Genomic DNA, 22,936 nt, shown 5'->3' with positions numbered 1-22,936 from the left:
CGCCCTTGCCTCTGGCCGAGCATTGGCCATGGCCCCAAGTCCATCATTCCTCCTGTGTCAGCTTGACAGCTATCACGCATATCGCTCTGATGGCACAGGGAGTATTGGGGCAGAGTTCAACATGCGCGAAGGCGGCGTATTTCCACGCAAATATGGTTTTTGGGGTCCGGGTCGCTCGACGGCGCGCGCGCCCTGCGCCGGATCATTATTTGGCACTGTTTTTGTAAGGTCGTCATCGTGACGGGTGTGATGAAGGCTTATGTCCGGCATGTGGACCGCGCCAACCGGATGCTTGGGCGGATCATCATGTACGGCATCTTCGTCATGATGGCGATCCTGCTTTATTCGTCGGTATCGAAGACCTTCTTCGTTCCCTCTCTGTGGACTCTGGAAATGGCGCAGTTCGCCATGGTCGCGTACTATATGCTTGGCGGACCTTACGCGATGCAGATGGGCGCGAATGTGCGCATGGACCTGCTGTACGGAGAGTGGTCGGACCGCCGGAAAAGCCAGATCGATGTGATGACGGTGCTGTTTCTGATCGTGTATCTGGCCTTTCTGCTGTGGGGCGGTTGGGACAGCCTGATGTATTCGTTCCAGTATGGGGGCGAGCGATCCTCGTCTGCGTGGCGTCCTTATATCTGGCCCATCAAAACCATCATGGTTGTTGGCATCCTTCTGATGCTGTTGCAGGCACTCTCGGAACTGTTCAAAGACATCTTGCGGCTGCAAGGCCATGACATGGGCCCAAAGGATGACGAGCCCGTGCATATGGCCCCCGAGGACCTTGAAGGAGGACACCGCGGGTGAGCTACGAACTGATTGCCGCGCTCATGTTCTCGACCATGATGCTGATGTTGCTGACCGGGCAGCGGGTCTTTGGGGCCATCGGGTTTGTTGCTGTGATAGCTGCGTTTTTCCTGTGGGGTGACCGGGGCGGGTATGATCTGGGGTTCGCTGCGGCGATCAAGGTGATGCGCTGGTATCCCCTGCTGACGCTGCCGATGTTCATCTTTATGGGTTACATCCTGTCCGAATCCCGGATCGCGGACGACTTGTACCGCATGTTCCATGTCTGGATGGGCGGTCTGTCCGGCGGGTTGGCCATAGGCACAATCGGCCTGATGGTTCTGATATCGGCAATGAACGGATTGTCCGTGGCGGGCATGGCCATCGGGGCGACTATCGCCCTGCCCGAGTTGCTGCGTCGCAACTATGACAAGCGCATGGTCACAGGCGTTATACAGGCCGGATCCTCCTTAGGTATTCTTGTCCCGCCCTCGGTTGTTTTGGTCCTCTACGCGATGATCGCACGGCAGCCGGTCGGGCAGCTTTGGTTGGCTGGCGTTGTCCCCGGTCTGATGATGGCCACCCTGTTCATTATCTACATTGCGATCCGCTGCCGCCTGAATCCATCGCTAGGGCCGGTGATGAGTGCCGAGGAACGCGCGCAGGTCACATGGGGCGAGAAACTGCGCCTTTTGGGGGCCGGTCTGCTGCCCATAGGCATCTTTGCCGTGATGATGGTTCCTTTTGTGAACGGCTGGACCTCTCTGGTCGAAAGTTCGGCCTTGGGGGCAATCGCTGCCTTCATGGCAGCCGTTTTGAAACGTCGCATGACCTGGCAGGTCTTTGAGACCTCGATCAAGCAGACGCTTGGAATCACCTGCATGTTTATGTGGATCATCCTCGCCGCCCTTGCCTTTGGCGCGGTTTTTGACGGGCTGGGCGCGGTCAAAGCAATCGAGAACCTGTTCACGGTGCAGTTGGGCCTGAATCCGTGGATTATCCTGATCCTTATGCAGCTTAGCTTTCTGGTGATGGGCACGTTTTTGGACGACACCGCCATGCTGGTCATCGTCGCCCCGCTTTACGTGCCGCTGGTCGGGGCGCTTGGGTTCGATCTGATCTGGTACGGCGTCCTTTATACGATCACTTGCCAGATCGCCTATATGACCCCGCCTTTTGGGTACAATCTGTTTTTGATGCGGGCCATGGCGCCGCCGGAAGTGACTATTGGAGATATTTATCGTTCCATCATACCCTTCGTCGGCGTGATGGCACTGGCTTTGGGTTTGGTGATGGCCTTCCCCGAGATCGCATTGTGGCTTCCGGGCATCGTCTACGGAAACTGAGCACGTAGAGAACCAGAAACCGGATCAACCGGTTCGGCGTTAATTAAAAACATGGGAGAAAAAGACAATGACGACAAGACGCAGATTTTTGCGGACAGCCGCCTTGGCCGCACCCGCAACACTCGCCGCGCCCGCAATCGTAAAGGCGCAGGCCCCGATCAAATGGCGGTTTCAGACCTATGCCGGTGGCGCGCTGGGAGAGCATGTGACCAAACCGGCCATCGACTACATCAACGCCAACGCCAATGGCGAGTTGGAGATCGAGCTGTTCTTTGCCGATCAGATTGTCCCGACCGGAGAGCTTTTCCAGGCCCTGCAGCGCGGCACCATTGATGGCGTTCATTCGGATGATGACTCGATGGCTTCACCCACGCCACTGCGCGTTTTCGGTGGGTACTTCCCCTTTGCAACCAAGCATATCCTTGATGTGCCGGTCCTGTTCAACCAGTACGGTCTGGCAGATATCTGGCGCGACGAATACGCCAAGGTCGGTGTTCAGTGGCTGTCCGCCGCCGGGCAGGACCCGTGCAACTTCAATACCAAAAAAGAAATCACATCCGTCGCCGATCTGGATGGGCTGAAGCTCTATACCTTCCCGACCGCTGGCAGGTTCCTGGCCAAGTTCGGGGTCGTGCCGGTGAACATTCCCTATGAAGACGCCGAAGTCGCGGTTCAGACCGGAGAATTGGACGGTATGGCCTGGTCCGGCATTACCGAGGACTACACAGTTGGTTGGGCGGATGTGACCGACTATTTCCTGACCAACAACATCTCGGGCGCGTGGATCGGATCGTGGTTCGCCAATCAGGAGCGCTGGAACGAGCTTCCCGACCACCTCAAATCCATCGTGATGGCGGGGATTGAGGCTGGCCACACCTATCGCAACCAATGGTATTGGGGCGGTGAGGCTGCGCTGCGGGCAAATGGAGACAAGCTGGAATTGCGCTCTGTTCCGCCGTCCGAGTGGGCCGAGGTCGAGAATGCGGCCAAGGAATTCTGGGCAGAAATTGCGCAGGAAGGGGAAGTCCACGAGAAGATCGTTGGGATTTTCCGGGAATACAACAGTGTCATCAACCAGGCCGGAGTTCCCTACAACTTCGAATAAAGCAAACAAGAGTGGCCTCTTTCTGGGGCCACTCAGATTAGGCCGTTGCAAAGCCTCCGGCGTCTTCCGGCTCTGAATTCCCAGCGATGGGAAAACTGGCTTAAACTCCGGGTGATTTGAGGGCGCGCCCACCGTTCCTGAGGATCATCTCTGCCTGTTTGAAATGCGGACGATCCAGCATTTTGCCATCAAGCTCGGCAACCCCGATTTCCGATGCAGCAAGCGCCGCGATGACACGTTCGGCCCATCTGACCTGTTCTGCCTCAAAGGCAAGCGCGTCGTGAATGACATCCAGCTGCGCCGGGTGGATCGCCAGTTTACCGTCGAAGCCCACTGCACCCGCGCCCTGTGCTTCGCGATGCAAACCGCTTATGTCGCGAAAATCGGTAAAGACCGCGTCGATTGCCAGAACACCCGCTTCTTTCGCAGCATAAAGCGTAAGATCGCGCGCCATGGAAAATGGTGAAAGATAATGGCCATCATCACCCCGGTTCGATCTGGCACCCAAATCGACCATCAGGTCCTCACCGCCCCAGGTCAGCCCCACCAACATCGGATGGGACCAATCAAGACGCATGAGGTTGCGCACACCACGCACGGTCTCGGTACAGATGGCCAAAATACCCGGCATCTTTGCAGGGGCGTGGTCACGTATCAGTTTTGCCAGCTGTTCAATGCACCGCGGCCCATCGCATTTGGGCAGCACATAGCCATCTGGCAAAGCCCCGATAGTCTGCGCCACATCCTCGGCTGTCAGTCCGGTTGTCAGATCGTTGACTCGCACATACCGGGCGGGTCGGCTGTCAGACTGCAGTGCCCGCGCAGTCAACGCACGCGCGGCGGCTTTGCCATCGGATGATACGGCATCTTCAAGGTCGAAGATGATCACATCCGCACCGGAGGTCAGCGACTTGCTCAGCTTTCTGAAGTCGTTGCCCGGAACAAACAACCAGGACCGGGCACCATGTGACGGCAGAGGCATAGCCTTCCTCCTACTTGGTGATCAGCCTTTCAAGCGATGCGATATAGTCGATCACGCTGTCGCGTTTTGGATCAAACCACTCCAATGACCAATTCAGCGCACCCAGCAAAGCATGGCGCAGGTGGCGGACCCGAATATCTTCTGGCGGCACATCGAGAAACGCGCCGATTAACTCGTTCCAATCTCTGTCGTATGCCCTGCGGACTTCAGCCAGCTCTGCCCGGACGGTTTCAGGAACAAACGGGTAGCATCGTATATGCGCCGACGAAAAATCGCTTTCTGACAACAGCGTTTCCAGATGGGTGCGCATCGCAACAATCAGACGGGTTTGGGCATCAGCGTCCGAATACTCCGTCAGTTCGGATCGAACCGCATTTTGGACAACCTCTACTCCGACCTTCATGACCTCTACGGCCAGCGCATCTTTGGACGGGAAATGGTAATACAGGCTGCCAGCCTTCATACCGACCTCGGCCGCCAGATCACGCAGAGACATATCCGAATACCCAACCTGACGCATCATTCCTGCCGCTATAGCCAAAATCTCTAATCTGGCTTCTGCGGCTTTGGATTTCGGTCGCAACTTGTGTTGAGTTTCACTCACAACGGTCCCTCCTCAGGGTAAGAAACGCAAATCTTCCCGATCACATCCGTTTTGCGACTTCTTCCAGCATAACTTCGGTTGCACCCCCACCAATCGATTGAACACGAGCATCGCGCGACATGCGCTCGATCGCGCTTTTGCGCATAAAACCCATACCGCCATGGAACTGAACACAGGCATACATCACCTCGTTCACCAGTTCACCGCAGAACGCCTTGATCATAGACACCTCGCGCACCAGGTTTTCGCCCTGCGCAGCTCGGGCAGCGGTAGAGTATACTAGCTGGCGACCTGCCTCGACCTTTACAGCAAGCTCGGCCAGGCGCTGACGGATGGTCTGCTTATCCCAAAGTGGCGCCCCAAAGGCCTTTCGGTCTTTCACATATTGCACGGTCATTTCAATAGCAGCCTGCGCCTCGCCCATCGCCATCGCGCCCAGTACAAGTCGTTCGTTCTGGAAATTCTTCATGATTTCGTAAAATCCGCGCCCTTCCTGACCCAGCACGTTTTCAACTGGAACCCGCACATTCACAAAAGAAAGTTCGGCAGTATCCGAGCTGTTCCAGCCATGTTTCTTTAGCGAACGCGAGACGGAAAAGCCCTCCATCCCCTTCTCAACGATGAACATCGTCACACTCTGACTGGGCGGCCCTGCCGGATCAGTTTTGGCGGCAATACAAAAGACGTCGCCCTGCACGCCGTTGGTGATAAACATCTTTGCCCCGTTCAGGACGTAGTGATCCCCATCACGGCGCGCAGAGGTGCGGATGCCTTTGACATCCGACCCGGCATCGGGCTCGGTAACGCCCACGGCGGTGATGATCTCGCCCGAGATAACGCGAGGGATATACTTCTCCCTCTGCGCAGCATTCCCGGCGTTGAAAATATGGACGGACGCCATGTCGGTATGCACCAGCGCAGTGATGGCGACCCCAGCATATGTGCTGCGTCCCAGCTCTTCGGCCAAAACGACAGTGGCGCGTTCGTCCATTTCCGAGCCGCCATATTTTTCGGGATACCGGATTCCAAAGAACCCAAGCTCACCCATCTTTTGCAGGACCTTGCGGGGGGTGCTCCCCTCTTCTTCCCAGGCGCCTCCATTCGGTTTGATTTCTTCCTCAACAAACCGGCGCACCTGCGCGCGCAGCATGTGGTGTTCTTCCTCAAAAAAGAAGTTGCTGGCCGTTGTGGCGTCAAATCCAAGTGCGGTCATTATCTGGTTCCTGGTATCATGAGATGTTTCGGCGCGGAAAAAGTGATCGTGCACACCACACCATTGCGTTTCAGTATCACCCAATCCCTGACATCCATTCCCGCACCACCCTCAACAGATTGCTTCAATGTATTGACAGATTTTCTAACGGTCGTTAGGTAGAAAGTCAATTCCTTCGATCACGGAGAAACGCCGATGTCCGGTATCAACGCTTTGATTGACGAATTGCGCAGCGCCCATGCCTCTGCCTCGCAAGGCGGCGGAGAGAAGTTTCGCGCCCGCCATGCCAAACGCGGAAAATTGTTCGTCCGGGATAGGATCGAGTTTATTCTGGACCCCGAAACCGCATTCCTGGAACTATCCCCACTGGCCGCACACGGCCTTTACGGCGATGAGGTGCCCGGGGCTGGTATCGTCACGGGCATCGGCATGATCCACGGCCGCCCCTGCATGATCATTGCCAATGATGCCACGACCAAAGGCGGCTCGTTCTTTGCGGAAACCGTGCGCAAACATTCCCGCGCGCAGGAAATCGCGGAACAGCACAGCCTGCCCTGTATCTATCTTGTGGATTGCGGTGGCGCATTTCTGCCCGAACAGGATCGCGTTTTTGCTGATAAGGATCACTTTGGCGGGGGGTTCTGGCGGCAATGCCGGATGTCAGCTGCGGGCATTCCGCAGATTTCGGTCGTCTTCGGCGGCTGTACGGCTGGGGGTGCCTACATCCCCGCGCTCAGCGATCAGGTCATCATGGTCAAGGGAACCGGGCGTATCCATTTGGGCGGTCCGCCAATCGTTAAAGCCGCAATCAACGAAATCGTCGACGGTGAAACCCTTGGCGGGGCCGAAATGCACACCAGCATATCGGGTGTCAGCGATCATATCGCTGAAAATGAGGAAACCGCCTTGCAAAAGTTGCGTGAAATCATTGCCAACCTGGGCGACGGTCGTCGGATTGCATCGCCAGCACGGACCTCATGCGCGCCGCTGGCGGCACATGGTGAAACACAAGACTACGCGCCTGTCGATCTCAAGCGGCCAGCAAATATGCATGCGCTGATCAGAACGATAGTCGACGGGTCCGAGTTTTCCGAATTCAAGCCGGATTACGGAAAAACTCTGATCACCGGTTTCGGCCACATTCACGGTTATCCGGTTGGAATACTGGCAAATGACGGGGCTCTGTTCTCTGAAAGCTCCGTCAAGGGCGCACATTTCATCGAACTGTGCGATCAGCGGCACATCCCGTTGATCTTTCTTCAAAATATTACCGGCTTTATGGTCGGAACCGAAGCAGAACGTGGCGGTATCGCCAAGCACTCCGCCAAACTGGTTTACGCAGTCTCTAACGCAAGAGTGCCGAAATACACGATCCTCGTTGGCGGCTCATACGGCGCGGGAAACTATGGCATGTGCGGGCGCGGTTTTCGGCCACGCTTCCTGTTCTCGTGGCCGAATGCGCGCATCGCCACCATGAGTCCCGACGTGGCTTCGACTGTTGTCACCGACTTGCGCCGCAGCAGTCTCAAATCCTCGGCAACGGAAGAGGATATCGCAGCGCTGGACGCAACAACTCGTGCCCAGTTCGAAGAACAGTCTGATCCCTACTATGCGACCGCCCGCCTTTGGGACGACGGTATCATCGAACCCAACCAGACGCGCGACGTTCTTGGTCTCTGTATCGCACTCGCGGCAGGCGAAGATCAGGACACCGGTGCCCGTCCCGTCTACCGAATGTAAGGGTATCGCTCATGTTTGACAGTCTTCTGATCGCCAATCGGGGCGAGATCGCCTGCCGTATCATCAAAACCGCCCGCAGGATCGGCCTTAGGACAGTCGCGGTGTATTCTGATGCCGACAAGGGCGCTTTGCATGTGCAGATGGCAGATCAGGCTGTGCATATCGGCCCTGCTGCGGCCGCCGAAAGCTATCTTCGCACCGATCGCATCCTTGAAGCCGCCCACAAAACGGGCGCTCAGGCAATCCATCCGGGCTATGGCTTTTTGTCAGAGCAACCCGATCTGGTCCATGGCTGCGCCGAGGCTGGCATTGTCTGGATCGGCCCGCATCTGCAAGCAATGACTTCGATGGGGTCCAAAATCGAGGCGAAGCGGATCGCGCAGCAGGCAGGTGTTCCCTGCGTTCCCGGCTATTCCGGGTCTGACCAATCCGATAGCGCACTAATCAACGCCGCCCATGAAATCGGCCTTCCGGTGATGGTCAAGGCCAGTGCGGGCGGCGGCGGCAAGGGCATGCGCGCTGTTTTCGACGCGGATGAATTGGTCAACGCAATCTCATCCGCCCGGATCGAAGCAAAGCGATCCTTCGGTGATGATCGCCTTCTGATCGAAAAACTGATCCGGAATCCGCGCCATATCGAGGTGCAGCTTTTGGGCGACAAGCACGGCACCATGCTGCATTTGTTCGAGCGCGACTGTTCTGTTCAACGCAACCATCAGAAATTGCTGGAAGAAGCCCCCGCGCCGAACCTGTGCGACGATACCCGCAAGGCGCTTTACACGGCGGCAATCAGGCTGGGCCGCAAGATTGCCTATGACAGCACGGGCACGGTCGAATTCATCATGGATGCGACAACCGAGGATTTCTATTTCCTGGAAATGAACACAAGGCTTCAGGTCGAGCATACGGTGACCGAAGAAATCACCGGGATTGATCTGGTTGAACAGCAATTGCGGGTCGCCGCTGGCCAGGCCCTGTCCATTGCACAGGACCAGATCACCTGCACCGGACACGCTATCGAGGCACGCCTGACCGCCGAAGATGCCAGCGACAATTTCCGTCCGGACACCGGGACAATATTGCATTGGAGTATCGACCAGGACCTGAGGTGCGATAGCGGCATTCAGGCTGGGTCCGCCATCGGTTCCAGCTATGACTCGCTGATCGCCAAGCTGATCGCCTATGGCGACAATCGCCAGATAGCCTGCCAGAAGTTGGCGCACGGATTGGAACAGCTCGAAATCGCCGGGCTCACAACCACGCGTCTGTTCCTGCGCGACGCCATCTGCCGTGAAACATTTGCGAAAGGGCGCGCCACCACAGGTTTCCTGCCCAAGGAATGGCCCGAAGGCTGGAAACCCCCTGCCCGCGACAGCCTTTCACTTGCTGCGCTGGCATACCACTGCAGACCTGCGGCCCCGACATCGCCCTGGCAGGTGGCGGGCGGCTTTCGTCTGTTGCAGAACGCAGGCCATCCACCTCAAAGCACATATGCAGACAGTCAAACTCCCGAGCGTCGGGTGAAGCTGACCTCGACAAGCGGAGGGCTTATATTGAACGCCGGTGGGAAGGATGAACCAATACAGGTTGAATGGACGGGTCCGCACAGCCTTTCGGTGACCCGAGACGGTGTGCGCGAAACCCTAGGCGCGTTGATTGCTGGCAAGCTTGTGCATGTCTGGGGCCCCGATTTCGACGCGGTCCACGCCATTACTCTGCTAGGGGATTTCGATCCGGCACAGCTTAAGGAAAACGTCACCTCCCCGGACCGCGTGACCGCGCCCATGCCGGGGCTGATCGTCGAGCTGCGTGCCGAACCCGGTGCCAAAGTTGCGGAAGGCGAAACGCTGGTGGTCATGGAATCAATGAAACTGTTGATGGAACTGAAGGCCGGGGCTGATGGCAGGGTCACCGCCATCAATGGAACCGCCGGGGATACGGTGGATGCGGGGAAACTGCTGGTTCAACTCGACCTTTCAACTTAAAAGGAACACCCAATGGCCGGGCTCTGGTTCGAAGAATTCTCTGAGGGCATGGTGATCAATCACGCAATCACGCGAACGATCACTGAAGCGGACAACATGTTCTTCTGCTCGCTGACCTACAATTCGCAACCCCTGCATATCGACCGGCACTTCGCCGAAAAGACCGAGTTTGGCAGGCCCTTGGTCAATTCGTTGTTCACACTGGGCTGTATGGTCGGCATATCTGTCAACGAAACAACTCTGGGGACAACGATTGCCAATCTGGGCATGACGGATGTGATCTTTCCCGCCCCTGTGTTTCACGGCGATACACTGCGTATCCGGACCACCTTGGGCGAATGCCGCGAAAGCCAGTCTCGCCCGGAGGCCGGCATCGTGAACTTTCTGCACGAAGCGTTCAATCAGGACGACGTGCGGGTCGCATTATGCAAGCGGGCGGCCTTCATGCACAAACGGCCCCAAGATTGATGGGCTCGGCGGTTGGCGCGGATCCAGCCCGCTATCCGTGATTGTAATTTCGACAAGGATTGCACCGGTTCAAGCGCCTGAGATTTGCAGGTCGCAAACGAAGGCCGTTTTTAAGACGGAAAGACTATTAATCTATAAATATTTTACGAGTTTCTTCAAGAAATGCTGAGAGACATCAGATCAAGTCAGGAGACCACCATCAATACTTGGCACTATTAAGAGCCTGCGTGATTGGCATGATATTAATGTATTAATTGATTATTTTAGACTGCTCAGATAAATTGGCCCCAACCACAGAAAAATGGAAGAACATTCCGGCGCATCAGGCCGGCTGGCAGGAGAGGTGATCATGAATAGAAGAGATGTGCTGAAATTTGCCACGGCTGGAAGTGTTGCTGTCGCGCTGACGCCCAAGGCAATGCTGGCCAAAAATCTGGTACAGGTAGAGGCAATCCAAAGATTTCAGATCGGAGACGTTACCGTTACTGCAATCTCGGACGGCTTTACCCAAATCCCGCATGACATTTTTCCGGCCGTAGACGCCGCCCTCTGGAACAAGATGCAGGCCGAGGCCTTTCTGACCCCTGAAACCTACAAAACCGCAATCAACGCTTTTTTGCTGGATGATGGCAAAAAGGTTCACCTGATCGACACCGGAGCCAAGGGATTTGCCCCAACCGTGGGGCATTTGCAGCAACGGCTTGCCGCAGCTGGATATTCGCCCGAAAAAGTGGACACGATCGTCGTCACCCATTTGCATCCGGATCACATCGGGGGCGCGCAAATCGATGGCGCCGCGGCATTCCCGAATGCGGAAATGGTCGTGCATCAGGCCGATTACGATTTCTGGACGAATGCCGATATCCGGGCTGGCGCGCCAGAGGCAGCCAGACCGTTTTTTGACACTGCCGTTGCGGCGGTTTCGTCCTATCAGGATCGACTGCGTCTGTTCACAGGCGAGGCCGATATCTTGCCCGGCCTTACGGCGTTACCGTTGCCGGGCCACACACCGGGCCATACGGGTTATGCTCTGAGTTCAGGGCAGGACACATTACTGTTCTGGGCCGATATCGTTCATGTCCCGTTCCTCCAGTTCCCTGACCCCAGCCTGACGATTTCCTTTGACGTGGATCAGGATCAGGCCCGCGCCACGCGGAACCGGGTTATGGATCAGGTCTCAACAGACCGCCTCATGGTTGCGGGGGCGCATTTGACATTCCCCGGCGTCGGCTTTGTCGAGAAAACCGGATCAGGATATGCATTCCACGCGGCCCCGTGGCAGTATTCTAACCACTGAAGAAAAATAAATGATGGCGTACCCTTTAGTGCGCCATCATTTTCCCAACACCTATTCTGCAACGTGCTTCACCATTCGGTTGAATGCCGCAGGTTCCACACCCACAGACAAGTTCTTCTGCACCTTCCTTAAAGGCGGGATCAGGCAAATTGCCCCGCCATATGTACAAAAACACTTACTGATTGTATGTTTGAGCAAACATCGCGTTCTTTTAACAGGGCACACGCGGGAGATGACTTTTGCTGAACATGACGATCCCTATTCCATTGATACTTGTCGCAGCTTTGCCAGCAGTCTTGGATCGCTGTTCCGGAACCGATCCAAGCGTGGCTCTGGGCGTTCTGGCACGTGACCGTGTGGCGCTGACGGCAACCGCAAACGAGATTGTCGTGGATCTGCCCGTCGCCGAGGGAACTTTGGTCAAAGCCGGTGACACGCTGGTTCAGCTTGATGACAGTTTGCAAACCGCCAAGTTGAGGCTGGCACAGGCCGAGCTTGAAAAAGCGCAAGCCACGCTCCTCAAGCTCCAGGTCGGCCCTCGGGAAGAAGAGATCGCGATTGCCGAGGCCAAGGTTGCCGGCGCCGTCGCGCGGCTGGCCGATGCAGAGGCCATCTACGACCGAAACGCCAGGCTGGTTGAAAACTCGGTCGTGACAGAAGCACAGGTCGCAAATGACTTGGCGTTGCGGGACTCGGCCAGGGCCGAATTGGCCAGCGCGCAGGAATCCCTGCGGGAACTCCAAAATGGCACCCGGCCAGAGGATTTGGCGGTTGCCGAAGCCAATGTGCGTGCAGCCGAGGCGTCAGTTGCCGCCGAGCAAACCGTTCTGGATGATCTGACCGTTGTCGCAACCCGGGACGGCGTGTTGGACTCGTTGCCGTGGAACCTTGGGGAACGCGTCACATCGGGCAGTCCGGTGGCGGTTCTGGTGACGGGGCAAACTCCTTACGCGCGTGTCTATGTTCCCGAACCGCATCGCGTAAAACTAAAACCCGGCGACAAGCTCGAAGTGCGCGTCGACGGGCTGGATGCGCCGCTGAACGGCGTCATCCGTTGGATCAGCGATGATGCGTCATTCACGCCTTACTACGGTCTGAACAAAGATGACCGCACGCGCCTGGTTTATCTGGCCGAGATTGACCTGCCTGATGCCTCATCCGACTTGCCTGCCGGTGTGCCGGTACAGGTTCGCATGCCATGACCGATGTCGTTGTTGCGACGCAGGGCCTGACCCGACGGTTCGGGGAAAATACCGCGGTCAACAATCTGGACCTGGAGATCAGAACAGGCCAGATTTACGGCTTCCTCGGTCCCAACGGCTGCGGCAAGACAACAACCATGCGCATGTTGACCGGATTGCTGACCCCCAGCAGCGGAACGATCTCGGTTCTGGGCCGTTCGATGCCGGAGGCTGCGGAACCACTGAAGAACGAAATCGGGTATATGACCCAGATCTTTTCGTATTACCGCGACCTGACCGTATTGGAGAACCTGAGGTTTGCAGCGGAAATCTATGGCATTTCTCCCAAAGCTGCGGCGACGCGCATTGATGAGCTGCTAAACACCTACGACCTGACGACAAACATTCATCAGCTCAGCGGCAGTATGAGTGGCGGCCAGCGGCAAAAGCTGGCCCTTGCAGCAACCGTCATGCACCAGCCAAAGCTTCTGTTTCTGGACGAACCGACCTCGGCTGTTGATCCCGAAACCCGCCGCACATTCTGGGAGCAACTGTTCGATCTGGTCGACCAGGGCGCAACGATGATCGTGTCCACACATTTCATGGACGAGGCGGAACGCTGCCATCGATTGGCCATTCTGCAGCATGGTGTCAAAAAGGCGGATGGATCGCCACGCCAATTGATGGATGACCTTCAGGCCGATGTCATCGAAGTTGAGGGCCCGGATTTGCGCCGGGTTAAACATGAACTGGATGGCAAACCCAAGATTCTGTCCACAGCACAGGTCGGCTCTCGGCTGCGCGTGCTGGTGGACAAATCCGAACCGCTGCCCGCAGAGATGCTGCGCACCCATCTTGGCGCTTTTCCGGAACTGTCTCTGACGCCGCAGCGGCCAAATCTGGAAGATGTTTTTGTCAGTGCCACCCGCGAGCACGCGTCATGATTTCCTCACGCCGCATCACTGCTGTTCTGAAGAAAGAGCTGCTTCAACTGCGGCGAGACAAAATGACGTTCGCGATGGTCATTATGATCCCGTTGATCCAGCTGCTGCTGTTTGGCTATGCAATCAACACAAATCTGCGCCACGTACCGGTCGCCGTCGTGGATCAGTCCGGGACAGAACTGTCGCGGACGCTGACACAACTCGTTCAGGCCACGCAGGTTGTAACCGTAACCGAACAACTTTCCACGCCAGAGGAGGCCGAGCGCGCTATCACGGAATCCCGGGTACGCGCCGCACTGATCATTCCATCGGACGTAGCCAATAGGGTAGCCCGCAGCCCATCTGTCGGGCTGGGCCTGCCCGACGCGACAGGCCAGACCAGCAGCAGGCCCGTCGCCCATTGGATCGTGGATGGTTCGGACACAATGGTCGCCAGCGCAATTAAATCGCTGCGGACAATGCCGCTGACCGAACTGCTGAGACTGCCGCCAAACCGGCAGGTACCCACATTCGAGGTGACGCTTTATTTCAACCCGGAACAGCGGTCCGCGGTGAACATCGTACCCGGGCTTGTGGGGGTTATCCTGACCATGACAATGATCCTGTTCACCTCGGCTGCAATTGTCCGGGAACGTGAGCGGGGGAATATGGAGATGTTGATCAACACCCCGATCAAGTCGATCGAATTAATGGTTGGGAAAATCATTCCCTACATCTTTCTTGGCCTCATACAGGTCGCAATCATACTCGGCCTTGGTCACATTCTGTTTGAAGTTCCGATAAACGGGGGGTTGGGCACTTTGCTGGTCGTGACATTGCTGTTCATCATTGCCAGCTTATCCCTTGGCCTGGTGATCTCGACTCTCGCCCAAAATCAGCTTCAGTCGATGCAGATGACGATCTTTGTGCTGCTCCCTTCGATCCTGATGTCCGGGTTTATGTTTCCCTTTGACGGCATGCCCAAACCGGTCCAGATCATCGCTCAGATCCTGCCTGCTACCCATTTCATGGACATGATCCGCGGTGTCGTTCTACGCGATGCTTCTCTTTATGAGCTGCGGTGGGAGATCCTGTGGATGATTGGCTTTGCGGTGCTCGGATTGGTGGCCGCAACGCTCAGGTTCAAGAAACGGTTGGGGTAGTTCTGAAGCAAACTGACCTACGCATCATAGAACGTCCCTGAAGGACGGAGATTAACCCCGCCCCTCAGTTGTACATCAAGCAACGTGCAGCACCGGCTGTGCAAGAAATTTAGAACAGTTGCACATCCTTCTTTCCACTTTGGATCTCGGCAAAGTTCGGCATGTTCTGGATCGTTACCGGTGCTGGTGCCGTGCCCGGCATCGCGACTGTTGGTTTCATCGCCGCCGCCATGCCAAAGGCGGGTTGGTCCAACTCCCCTCGAATATCGCGCAGCAGTGTTTTGTGATCCGGCATGGCTTTGAGTATCCGCGCAAGGTCGGATTTTGCAGTCTTCATTCCCTGGAACCAAATTGGTTTCTTCAAAGGCCGCAAACGGTCGCGGATGCCCGGGCCATAGCCCGTATCATAAACCTGCTTGCCCAAAAGAACCGTTTGATAAACGCGAAAGTTAAATAGCGTGGCAAACTCGATATCATTCTCCAGCGGCAGGCGATATTGCCATAAATCCAGATTCTCGGCCAACCGATCCGGCAGCTTCATCTCGGTGCGGGCGTCGATCCAATACTGGTCATCCGTGCGATTGCCCAAGCGATAGTGCAGGCAGATGAATTCCAGAACTTCGTTATAGAGCTTGTCCATCTGCTGATTATATCTAGCCCGTAGGGCCGGTTCGATTTCACGTGTGGGCAGGTGCTCGGCAAACCAACGGATCGCATGATCAATCATGTGGATCGCGGTACTCTCAAGCGGCTCGATAAACCCGCCGGACAGACCGATCGCAAGGCAGTTCTTGACCCAGGCATTGCGCACACGCCCAACGCGCATCGGGATTATGCGCGGTGTCAGGCCCTTACCACTGTCGCCCAGCCATTCGAGGTATTCATCCGCAGCCTGATCATCCGTGCGATGTGCGGATGAGAACACATAGCCAGTGCCCACTCGGTTGTAGAGAGGCACCCGCCATGTCCACCCGGCGCCCAGTGCGGTCGACCGGGTAAGGCTTTCGATCTTCTCGGGGTCGGGATGTTCGACCTGCAGCGCCATGGCGCGGTCGTTGGGCAGATAATCCGAATAATCCAGAAACGGCTCACCAAGAGCCTGGTTGATGATCAAACCGCGGAACCCGGTGCAATCGATGACCATCTCAATGTCATGCCGACCTGCGCGTTCCAACATCAGGTGACTGACATTGCCCTGCTCGTCCAGCTCGACCGACTGGACCTCATCCTGAATATGCTCAACCCCGCGCTTTGTGCAGACCCTGGTAAGCATCCCTGCGAACTTCACGGCATCCAGATGATAGGCATATCCGAACCGCTGCTCGAACTCGGGCTGACCCAATTGCCGCGCGCCTTTACACAGGCGGCCCAGGTCATCATGTGGCGAGATGGATTGTGTAAAGTCCCGGTCTCCATTGCCAAAACGCAGAAAGTATTCGGCCGCCTCCAACCCTTCGATCATGTTAGCATGGGAAAAGGGGTTTACATAGTCAATGCGGTTGCCCTTGGCGTCCTTGTTCCAATTGCAGAATTTGACACCCAGTTTGAAGGACGCGTTGGTTTCGCGAAAGAAGTTCCGCTCTGAAATACCCGCCTGACGGAGCGTGACCGGCATGCGTGGCACCGTGGCCTCGCCCACACCCACGGTAGAGATATTGGGGCTTTCGATCAGGCAGAGTTTCGGTCGATCCTTGGGTGCTGACGTGCGTGAAAACACCATGTCCAGGATCAGCGCGGTCATCCAACCTGCTGTACCGCCGCCCACAATGGTGATTTTGCGCAAACGATTATTCATGTGGTTATGTCCCTGTTTTTTGCGGGATTTGTCTATCCCTGTTGGTTTTGGAGATTGTATAGCAGCTTTCCCTGTTGATTTGGGGGAAAAATGTGGCGGCTTTCCTGCGCCAGGCTAATGCATAGGATGCAGCGACTTGCTGGCATCTGCGCGGACGTATCGCGGTTTGACGCTGATCCTTTGACCGCGCCAATTACAACAGGGAAGACAGACAATTGGATTGGACGATAGCCCCGGTTCACCTTGTCGGGCACTTGGGGCCGGTAGCCAGATCGGAGCGCAGCTCTATTTGTCCCGCGGCTTCTTCGAATTGGTGAAATCGACAATCGGCGTCAGGGGCCAACGACCGGCGGGGTAATTTCGGTAACGACAGGGAAATGGTCGGAAATTTTCCAGTAGGCCGTGCCGGCGGCCGTCTCGCGCGGGACCTCTGCCGGGGCAACCCAACCCGGTGTGTTACGAGAGTACAGGATGTGGTCGATCATCACCCGGTGATAAGTGTCGTTGAAAATCGGGTCCGCAAAGCGGGTGGTTGTAACGTCACTGAAATCAAGCCGCGCGCGGTCTCTATCGTCCAGCGCGTCGAACAGGGCGTTTCCAAGACTCAGCTGCGGCTTCCAGATAGACCCCATCAGCGTTTCGACCCCGCTGGCATTGAGCCGCATTTCAGATGTGTCGAAACCGGGACCGTCGTTGATATCGCCCGCCACGATCAGGGGCAGGGCCGCATCGTCAGACAGATAGGTGTCCAAAAACGTTTGGCGAATATGCCGACATTGTGCAAGCAGGCGCATTCGGTTGGCATCCGCCATTTGCCACCAACGTGACCACTCATATGCGCGGAAAACGCCCTTCGATTTCAGATGCAATCCCATGATATTGAAATCCGAGCCCTGGGCCGGATGAACGGTAACCCAAAGCGGGCGACGTTCGTATCGAAACCACTCGGGCACTTTGTCATTGCCGAGATCAAGAAAAAAGGGCTCTGTCGCCGTGTGGATCAACCCCGCCGCCGGGTTCTCTACATCCGTGATGGTCAAGGGCGTATTGGCGAAAGTGCCGCGATCCGTCCGGACTGCGATGCCGACGCATTGGGTAGAAGTGTTCAGGCGCGGATTATCCGGGCCTGAGGGAAAGCGCGAACTTTGGATGTGGATGGCCCACTCGGCATCGGAAATAGCGGCCATCAGCACCTCCATATCCTCGGTCCGGTCAGGGCCTTCGACGATCAGCAGGATGTCAGGGTCAAGATCAGCAAGCCCCTCACGCAGCAGGGTGATGCGTTCCGCGACGGTTGGGCCCTCCCTTTCCCACGGCGGTCGCGGGCCACGGACGTTCCGGTCATCCGGGTTCAGGGTGCCCTGGCTGCTATCGACAAGGTCGTTAAGCCATTCCATGTTCCAGACAGCAAGTTTCATCGGCGTGACCTCTGGTTGTTGCGCGATCAGGCTAGCACAGTAAACAGGACAGATTTGTGAATGGGATCACATAGAAGGCATGCCTAACTAACGCTGTGTCTCCTATTCCTGTTCGACCCAACAGGGGCACCCAACCCGTCATGTTGCGCGACTTCAGGGCGCGCAGTAGGCTTACTTAAGATTGCAGTTCATTCTACTCAGGATTCTTTGGGAGATTTAAGATGGACGTTCGCACCTTTTCGCCTTTCCTATCTTGGCTTTACCGGGTCGCTTCGACCGCCCTGCTCTTCTGTGACAGATTTTCCGCGAAAACACTATTTGCCGCTGGCTTGGTATGCGCTTTGGGCAGCAGCCTGAATGCGAAGGACCTGCCCGCACCAGAGGATTTGGCGAACACGATTTGGGTGACTGAAAACGGATATTCCTATGTCGCGGTAACTACAGAAGGCACAGTTCAGTCCTTTGAAGGAGCGAACTTTGCTATTGAGTTCCTAGAGGCAAAACATGGCGTCTTGGTCGCACGGGTTCGGTGGGTTAGCCCGGAAGAAAAACTGGGCGAAACTCAGTTCTTGCTATTTGTACCAGATGGCGTGGGCGGGTTCTCATTCCAGGCCGCCGGAACACCAAACGTTGTTGGTGGCGCAGCAAACGGTAACATACGAACTGTCGGCGATGGCAAAGCCCTTTTCACCAGCTTTAACCTCGAAAATGGCCGCGCGGGATCCATCAATACGATCGTAACAAAGGTTGACGCGCTTCCTGCAAAATTCGAAGCAAAGCAATAGAAGGCCGGTCGGGTCGAGCAAGTACCTGACGTGTCTCAGGTACATTTTTCTCGCCGAATCCCGTGCTGACTTGGCGCAATTCACCTCAAGAAATCTAAGAACAAATGCGTCTTCGACAGGACCAAAGGCGCGCTGTTCCCCTGCGCGCAGCGGAATTTTCCACATAAAAATAAAGGCCTATCACGCGCGTCATATCACGTCTTGACACCGTGTTTCGCTATTTGCGAATGTATTCGTGAAATGTGAATGGAGAAGTGATGTGAGCATCTACTATCGGGGCAACCCTCTTCCTGAAGAGTCCGTTGGAGAGCTGGAAGCATTTCAGGGTGACGTCAGTGACGCTTTCGCTTTGCAGGAATGCATCAATCGCAACGGCTATGCGTACATCCCCGGCGCCCTCAATCGAGACAGAGTTTTTGCAGCGCGCGGGGTGGTTCTTCAGAAGCTGCATGAAGTTGGTGAAATCGACGCACCGATATTTGACGGAATCCCCACCGGAACCAGCAACCGAGAGGAAATGGTCGATGATCTGGGCGACTGGTGGAAGGAAGTAAGCGAATGCCGGGCGGTACGCGACATTACGCACGGCGCAGAACTCAAAGGCATCATGTCGAAAATACTGGGCGAGCCGGCGGTCGGAACCGACTATGTAATTCTCCGCGTCGCAAGTGGCGGACAGGGGACGCGCTTTCACTACGATCACCCGTTCTTCAACCGCTACAAGGGTGTTCGCATCCTGACCGCCTGGATACCGTTTGGGGACCTTCCCTTCGGCAAAGGAACGCTGAGCATGGTCGAGGGCAGCATGCACTTCGAAGACCTCGTTTCTCAAATTCGCGACGTTGACGTCTACTCCGAACCCGGGCGTTCCGTGGAATTAGATCTCGAACCAGAGGGGCTGATAGCCGAGCGCAACGCCCGCCTTCTCACGACTGATTTCCGCGCAGGCGATGTTATCATCTTCGAGCAGATGCTGCTGCACGGCAGCTTCGACAGTGACACCAGCACGAACAAAGTACGGATGTCGTGCGATGTGCGTTGGCAACCCGCCTCGGCAGAACTTGATGACCGCTATTTTGGTGAAAACCCCAAGGGCATCACGGGCGGAGGCTATGCCGAACTCAACGGTGCCAAGCCCCTTCCGGCAAAATGGCACGTGCGATGACTTTGTCAGCATAGCAGTGTCCAAAGCCGCACATTCATCGACAAAACAGGGAGAAACTTATGAAACACTTCAAAGCGGCACTCACCGCCTCCGCAACACTAATGGCGATTGCATGCGGGGCGGCCTACGCGGAAACGGTCATCCGGGTAGAAAGCTTTCTTTCACCGCAGCACCCTCAGAATGCAGTGGTCCTGCCGACCTGGGCAAAGAATGTCGAAGAGTTTTCAGAGGGCAGGCTCAAGGTGGATATTTCATATCCGCCTAACGTCCACCCCAAGACGTTTTTTGATCGCGCCAAATCTGGAATATCGGACGTAACGTGGAGCTTCCACGGCTATACCCCGGGCAAGTTTGTTCTGACACGCCTTGTAGAACTTCCCGGCGCCGAGGCCTCGGCCTACGAGGCATCCGTCGCCTATCAAAAAATCCACGAACAATATCTCGACTCCGCTGGGGAGCATGACGGTGTCAAGCTTCTGTCAGTCTTTAGTCATGGCCCGGGTGTATTGCATACCCGAGAACCAATCAGCAGCATTGAACAGCTTGACGGCCTAAAAGTTCGCGTGGGCGGCGGAGTGGGCGGTGAGGTTGCCAAGAACCTTGGGATCGTGACGGTCGCGGCACCGGCTACGAAAGTTTATGAGTTTGCCTCTCAGGGGGTTGTGGACGGTATTCTTATGCCCATGGAAACCAAGAAAAGTCTAAAACTGTCCGAGGTTGCGCCACATTCGTTGATGCTGCCGGGTGGCTTCTATTTTGGCAGCTTTTTCATGGTGATGAACCAGGCGAAATATGATGGCCTATCGGACGAAGACAAAGCCGCCATCGACAAGGCGTCAGGCCTTGCATTGGCCGAACTGGCCGGACGGGCATGGGCCGAGGGCGATCAGGCGGGGCACGATTATGCAATAGCCGAAGGTAATACGCTTACTGTTGCGAACGCGGACCTGAACGCTGAAATTCAAGCCCAGGTCGCCTCAGTCGAAGCTGCATGGATTGAGGCTGCGAATACCAAGGGGCTGGATGCCGAGGCAGTTTTGGCGGCATATAGAGATGAGGTTGCGAAACTGGCGGGCGAATAAGCGACCGTTTATTGGGAATCCTCGCGTTGGCCGCGATGGCCCCGTTCTCGAACGACGGGTCATCGCCGCCACTTTTCTCTGGATACAGGAAATGCAAACTCTTGAGTATTTAGTCCGCCTAATGGACAGACTGGCCATGGCCCTCAGCGGTTTTCTTAGCCTCGCGCTTGTATCGTTAACCCTGGCAGATGTGATTGGTCGTAACGCGTTTAATGCACCAATTCAGGGGGCCTTCGAAATAACGCAAATATTGATGGCAGCACTGATTTTTACCGCAATGCCGTCTGTTTGCGTGCGGTCAGAACATGTCGCTATCGACTTTGTTGACAGGGTTGTACCAAAACGCGTTCTGAAGATTCTGGTGCGCTTTGCCGCCCTGCTTACCGGCATCTGCATGGCTGTTCTGGCATGGCGGCTGTTTCTGATGGGACGCGCTTTTGCAAACGACGGTCATATCACCAGCTACCTGCTTTTGCCTGTCGCACCTGTCGCCTACTACATCGCCACTACAGCAGCCTTGGCGGCGGGGATGACATTTGCACAGATGTTCTCATCGACGCCCCTGTACGACGCCTTCCAACTTGAGGAAGTTGAATAATGCTGGTCGAAACCGCGGTTGCCTTTGGTGCAATGTTTCTTCTGATCGGACTTCGGGTTCCCATCGCCATTTCCACAGCACTGGTCGGTTTCGGTGGCTTCGCCTGGATAATCGGCAGCTCCGCCGCTTTTGCGCTTGTGGAGCAGACCGTGTACGGCACGGCGTTCACCTATGAGTTCTCTGTGATCCCGCTGTTTGTATTGATGGGAAACCTCGTGAACAGTGCCGGTTTGTCACGCGGCCTATACGATGCCTCCTATGCATTCCTGGGGCATCGTCGCGGCGGGCTTGCCATGTCGACTATCGTGGCCTGCGGCGGGTTTTCTGCGATTTGCGGCAGCTCTCTTGCAACGGCGGCGACAATGTCAAAGGTCGCCATGCCATCGATGCGTGCGTACAAATACGACGACGGGCTAGCTGCGGCATCAATCGCCGCTGGGGGTACGTTGGGTATTCTGATCCCGCCATCGGTAATCCTTGTCCTGTACGGAGTGTTGACGGAAACCAGTATCGGTCAGTTGTTTGCGGCCGGCCTTGTTCCGGGGCTGATGGGTGTTCTGTTTTATGTGATGGCCGTCGCTTATGTCGTGCGTCGCAATCCGAACGCGGGGCCAAGGGGTGCAAAGACAGATTTTAAGGAAAGACTGCTGGCATTGAATAAAGTCTGGGGCGCCTTATTCCTGTTCGTTCTGGTGATTGGCGGTATCTACGCCGGTTACTTCACACCGACCGAAGCCGCAGGTATCGGTGCAGCAGGCGCCTTGCTGTTGGCTTTGCGTCGACGAGGGATGAACGTAAGGCTATTTGCCCATGTGCTATTCGACAGCGCACGGACCACAGCAATGTTGTTTGCCATTGTCATTGGCGCACTTCTTTTTGCAAATCTGATCAATCTGTTGGGCGTTCCATCCGCGCTGATTTCTTTCGTGTCCGGGTTTTCAATTTCCCCACCCTTGGTGATCCTTGCCATCATTTGCATCTACATCCTTCTTGGCTGTGTTCTCGAAAGCCTTTCGATGCTTCTTTTGACGGTGCCGGTGTTCTTTCCGCTGATCGCGGATCTTGGATACGATCTGATTTGGTTCGGAATTCTGGTCGTGATCACCACTGAGATTAGCCTGATAACACCCCCCATCGGGTTAAACGTGTTTGTCATTCGGTCAACCGTTCCCGGTATCTCACTTGGGACCGTTTTCCGGGGTGTCGTGCCATTTTGGATCGTTGACATTCTGCGCCTTGCTCTGATCGCATCGATACCAGGGCTTGCGCTTTTTCTGCCGCGGCTGTTGTTTTGACC

The 22,936-nt window shown here is 56.0% G+C and carries 20 protein-coding genes; 15 read left to right on the top strand and 5 right to left on the bottom strand.

Annotated features, from left to right (window positions below):
- The first annotated feature begins 249 nt into the window (after positions 1-249).
- The 3 genes from ACP0GE_RS02465 (at position 250) to ACP0GE_RS02455 (ending at position 3,240) form a co-directional block, all read left to right on the top strand.
- On the top strand, positions 250-810 hold the full coding sequence (locus ACP0GE_RS02465; RefSeq protein WP_424830668.1) for a TRAP transporter small permease subunit: 561 nt from the start codon (positions 250-252) through the stop codon (positions 808-810).
- Positions 807-2,135: a TRAP transporter large permease gene (locus tag ACP0GE_RS02460; protein WP_424830412.1), complete on the top strand. Its 1,329-nt coding sequence runs from the start codon at positions 807-809 to the stop codon at positions 2,133-2,135. Before ACP0GE_RS02465 ends, ACP0GE_RS02460 begins: the two co-directional genes overlap by 4 nt.
- Positions 2,136-2,202: 67 nt before the next feature.
- On the top strand, positions 2,203-3,240 hold the full coding sequence (locus tag ACP0GE_RS02455) for a TRAP transporter substrate-binding protein (protein ID WP_424830411.1): 1,038 nt from the start codon (positions 2,203-2,205) through the stop codon (positions 3,238-3,240).
- Positions 3,241-3,340: 100 nt separating this feature from the next.
- Here the strand turns inward: ACP0GE_RS02455 and ACP0GE_RS02450 are convergent, their stop codons facing one another.
- The 3 genes from ACP0GE_RS02450 to ACP0GE_RS02440 are packed head-to-tail and all read right to left on the bottom strand — an operon-like array spanning position 3,341 to position 6,039.
- On the bottom strand, positions 3,341-4,222 hold the full coding sequence (locus ACP0GE_RS02450; RefSeq protein WP_424830410.1) for an HpcH/HpaI aldolase/citrate lyase family protein: 882 nt from the start codon (positions 4,220-4,222) through the stop codon (positions 3,341-3,343).
- A gap of 10 nt (positions 4,223-4,232) precedes the next feature.
- Positions 4,233-4,826 (bottom strand): TetR/AcrR family transcriptional regulator, encoded by a 594-nt coding sequence (locus tag ACP0GE_RS02445; RefSeq protein ID WP_424830409.1) that lies wholly within the window; start codon positions 4,824-4,826, stop codon positions 4,233-4,235.
- A 40-nt stretch (positions 4,827-4,866) separates the two neighbouring features.
- Positions 4,867-6,039, bottom strand: a complete 1,173-nt coding sequence (locus tag ACP0GE_RS02440) for an acyl-CoA dehydrogenase family protein (RefSeq protein ID WP_424830408.1) — start codon at positions 6,037-6,039, stop codon at positions 4,867-4,869.
- Positions 6,040-6,234: 195 nt separating this feature from the next.
- Here ACP0GE_RS02440 and ACP0GE_RS02435 point away from each other — a divergent pair, with 195 nt between their 5' ends.
- From ACP0GE_RS02435 to ACP0GE_RS02405, 7 genes are all read left to right on the top strand, one after another.
- Positions 6,235-7,779 carry an acyl-CoA carboxylase subunit beta gene (locus ACP0GE_RS02435; protein WP_424830407.1) on the top strand — a complete coding sequence of 515 codons (1,545 nt, stop codon included), beginning with the start codon at positions 6,235-6,237 and terminating at the stop codon, positions 7,777-7,779.
- Between the two features lie 11 nt (positions 7,780-7,790).
- Positions 7,791-9,764 (top strand): acetyl/propionyl/methylcrotonyl-CoA carboxylase subunit alpha, encoded by a 1,974-nt coding sequence (locus tag ACP0GE_RS02430; RefSeq protein WP_424830406.1) that lies wholly within the window; start codon positions 7,791-7,793, stop codon positions 9,762-9,764.
- 12 nt (positions 9,765-9,776) lie between these two features.
- Positions 9,777-10,232 carry a MaoC family dehydratase gene (locus ACP0GE_RS02425; protein WP_424830405.1) on the top strand — a complete coding sequence of 152 codons (456 nt, stop codon included), beginning with the start codon at positions 9,777-9,779 and terminating at the stop codon, positions 10,230-10,232.
- A 349-nt stretch (positions 10,233-10,581) separates the two neighbouring features.
- Positions 10,582-11,529, top strand: coding sequence for an MBL fold metallo-hydrolase (locus ACP0GE_RS02420; RefSeq protein WP_424830404.1), 948 nt, complete (start codon positions 10,582-10,584; stop codon positions 11,527-11,529).
- Between the two features lie 248 nt (positions 11,530-11,777).
- Positions 11,778-12,731, top strand: a complete 954-nt coding sequence (locus ACP0GE_RS02415; protein ID WP_424830403.1) for an HlyD family secretion protein — start codon at positions 11,778-11,780, stop codon at positions 12,729-12,731.
- The gene (locus ACP0GE_RS02410) at positions 12,728-13,654 is read left to right on the top strand and encodes an ABC transporter ATP-binding protein (protein ID WP_424830402.1); all 927 of its coding nucleotides are present in this window, start codon (positions 12,728-12,730) and stop codon (positions 13,652-13,654) included. The genes ACP0GE_RS02415 and ACP0GE_RS02410 overlap by 4 nt, the downstream gene beginning before the upstream one ends.
- The gene (locus ACP0GE_RS02405; protein WP_424830401.1) at positions 13,651-14,796 is read left to right on the top strand and encodes an ABC transporter permease; all 1,146 of its coding nucleotides are present in this window, start codon (positions 13,651-13,653) and stop codon (positions 14,794-14,796) included. The genes ACP0GE_RS02410 and ACP0GE_RS02405 overlap by 4 nt, the downstream gene beginning before the upstream one ends.
- Before the next feature lie 109 nt (positions 14,797-14,905).
- Here the strand turns inward: ACP0GE_RS02405 and ACP0GE_RS02400 are convergent, their stop codons facing one another.
- Both ACP0GE_RS02400 and ACP0GE_RS02395 read right to left on the bottom strand, forming a co-directional pair.
- A complete protein-coding gene (locus tag ACP0GE_RS02400) occupies positions 14,906-16,591 on the bottom strand; it encodes a tryptophan halogenase family protein (RefSeq protein WP_424830400.1) in 1,686 nt (561 codons plus the stop codon).
- A 332-nt stretch (positions 16,592-16,923) separates the two neighbouring features.
- Positions 16,924-18,009 carry an endonuclease/exonuclease/phosphatase family protein gene (locus ACP0GE_RS02395; RefSeq protein ID WP_424830399.1) on the bottom strand — a complete coding sequence of 362 codons (1,086 nt, stop codon included), beginning with the start codon at positions 18,007-18,009 and terminating at the stop codon, positions 16,924-16,926.
- 221 nt (positions 18,010-18,230) lie between these two features.
- Between ACP0GE_RS02395 and ACP0GE_RS02390 the strand changes: the two genes are divergently transcribed.
- From ACP0GE_RS02390 to ACP0GE_RS02370, 5 genes are all read left to right on the top strand, one after another.
- Entirely contained in the window at positions 18,231-18,794 is a 564-nt protein-coding gene (locus tag ACP0GE_RS02390; RefSeq protein WP_424830398.1) for a hypothetical protein, read from the top strand.
- A gap of 259 nt (positions 18,795-19,053) precedes the next feature.
- Positions 19,054-19,959 carry a phytanoyl-CoA dioxygenase family protein gene (locus ACP0GE_RS02385; protein WP_424830397.1) on the top strand — a complete coding sequence of 302 codons (906 nt, stop codon included), beginning with the start codon at positions 19,054-19,056 and terminating at the stop codon, positions 19,957-19,959.
- Between the two features lie 59 nt (positions 19,960-20,018).
- Positions 20,019-21,041 carry a TRAP transporter substrate-binding protein gene (locus ACP0GE_RS02380; RefSeq protein ID WP_424830396.1) on the top strand — a complete coding sequence of 341 codons (1,023 nt, stop codon included), beginning with the start codon at positions 20,019-20,021 and terminating at the stop codon, positions 21,039-21,041.
- A 91-nt stretch (positions 21,042-21,132) separates the two neighbouring features.
- On the top strand, positions 21,133-21,639 hold the full coding sequence (locus ACP0GE_RS02375; RefSeq protein WP_424830395.1) for a TRAP transporter small permease: 507 nt from the start codon (positions 21,133-21,135) through the stop codon (positions 21,637-21,639).
- Positions 21,640-21,641: 2 nt separating this feature from the next.
- Positions 21,642-22,934: a TRAP transporter large permease gene (locus ACP0GE_RS02370; RefSeq protein WP_424830667.1), complete on the top strand. Its 1,293-nt coding sequence runs from the start codon at positions 21,642-21,644 to the stop codon at positions 22,932-22,934.
- Positions 22,935-22,936 lie beyond the last annotated feature (2 nt).

Origin of the sequence: Ruegeria sp. (genome assembly GCF_965243365.1) — a bacterium.
Taxonomy (GTDB): domain Bacteria; phylum Pseudomonadota; class Alphaproteobacteria; order Rhodobacterales; family Rhodobacteraceae; genus Ruegeria.
This window is presented reverse-complemented; position numbering and strand designations above follow the sequence as displayed.